General features: G+C 50.7%; 1 protein-coding gene. It reads right to left on the reverse strand.

Annotated features, from left to right (window positions below):
* The coding region (locus GO707_RS11775; protein ID WP_157013087.1) for a methyltransferase at positions 1-2,071 on the reverse strand (2,071 nt) is incomplete at both ends.

Below are 2,071 nucleotides of genomic sequence, written 5' to 3' on the forward strand. Positions count from 1 at the left end.
CCTCCGCCTCTTCAACCTCGCGACCGTCTCTCCGGTGCCCGACGACGAAATCCCTGAACGTCAGGCCGATGCCGGGGAGGTCGGCCCCGGGGTTCTCGTAGAGTTCGGCCAGTTCGGCGAGAACGGTGCTCATGCTCACGCCGTCTACCATAGTGTTGTCGAAGCCAATACCGACAACAGCACCGCTGCTATAAACTGCCGAGAGAGCTTCAAAGCCGGGAGATTTCGTTAGATCTATCGATCTATGCGACATTGCTTGTTCGACTATTTTACGAGCATCTTTTGAATCCATTGCATTTTGGACAGCCAGAGGTAGATTCAGATCAGATGATCGATACACCTGCTGCTTCTCGCCATTCTTGACTAGAAGAGTGCGCAAGGCTCCGTGACGCTCGAGCAGAATCTTCCATGCTGATGCAAATCTGTCGTGACTGTATTCGCTAGTTTCAAACATGAAGAAGCAATAGGATCCTACCTTGCCCAAGTCGAGACCGCTGGTCCTTCCTATGGTGTATGCCCTCTGTACCTCGGTGAGGTCGAACGGCTCAAATCTCAACTCTTCATTGATAGTGATTGCCTTGGAGTTATTAGGAGACGAAATGGAAAGCCCTTTGCAGAAGTCTGCAAGATTTCCTGAGGCGAAAAGCTCCTTTAGACTTGCTTTGATGCCAATTTTTGAAAGAGCGGAAATCATCCGCGTAGCACTTAGGCTGTCTCCTCCGTATTCAAAAAATCCATCGTAGCGGCCGACACGCCTTCCTCCAAGGAATTTTGACCATATAGACGAAACCTTTTTCTCGATTTCTCCATTTGGCTCAATATAATTGTCAGATGCATCACAGAAAGAGCAATACAATTCAGCCCAGTCTTTAACGCTTCCTTTATCCACTTTTCCGTTTCTGGATAGCGGCTGAGAAGGTAGGATTCCAAGATGCTCGGGAACCATATATGCGGGAACTTCTTTTTCTAGAGTAGAGCGGAGAAGTGTGAGGTCGATAGGTGGAGAAGTTCGGCTGGACAGAGAGATGAACAGGCCATCGTCGATTTTTACCCAGTCGGCACGCAATCCTTTCTCCGAAAGAGAGTCGATCCATTTCTCGGGAGAAAGCAGACCGCTCGGTTCCCCATCGCCAAATGCGCACTGGGCAATTGCAGCTGTTACCATTGCGGAAGGGGCAAACTCGGTGGGATCCACAATGAAAGCCCTGCCGTCTGCTGCTAGGGTTTCTCCAAGAGCACTTATTGCCTCAGAAGGTTCTTCCATGGTGTGAATTGCGTTTATCGACACCACAACATCGAAACGTGCATGAATATCTTGATCGACAACTTTTGTAAGCTTTGCTGTTCTCACTTTTTCTGAAAAGTCGTCTAGCCTTGTTTTGGCCATATCTAGCATAGATTGAGAAGTGTCGAGCAGATGGTATTCCGAGATAGTATCTGCGACCTCGGGGAGCAACAGGGCTGATATGCGTCCACTTCGGCATCCGAAATCAGCGACTTTAAGTTTGCGGCCAAGCGTTTCAGCCATTGCCTTGATTGTGGCGATTGCGTCCTTAATGATTCTTTGGGACGAGTTGCGAGAGAGAAAGAGGGCTTCAGGAGAGAACCTGTCGCTTTCGTACAACGTGGAAGGGTCTGCGGCTTCTGTCAGTATCTTTTCATAGAAATCAGCGGCTTCTTCCAATGCGTTGTCTCGGCATACTGTTGAGCAATTTGAAGTGTTGCGAGAGAGCATTTCGATAACCGCGTGATATCGTGAAGAAGATTCGTCACTCTGCTCGTTCGTAAAAAGCCTGTCATTCGACAAGCCTCGCTCTTTGATAAGAATATTAGAAAGCGCAGTGAGCCGCGTGTGTTCAGCTTCCCTGTTCTCGACTGGCGATCTCTCGCTAATTGAGGCGATGGGGGCTTCGCTGATGGCAGGGATTGCGACAGCAAAAAGATGCTCGCGCTCGCCGGCCACGACGGCCACGGCCCCCTTCACCCCGGGGCATCCGGCCACGGCGGCCTCGACCTCGCCCAGCTCCACCCTGTGGCCGCGTATCTTCACCTGCTGCTGGGAATCCTTGCG

The organism is Adlercreutzia rubneri (assembly GCF_009755265.1).
Taxonomy (GTDB): domain Bacteria; phylum Actinomycetota; class Coriobacteriia; order Coriobacteriales; family Eggerthellaceae; genus Adlercreutzia; species Adlercreutzia rubneri.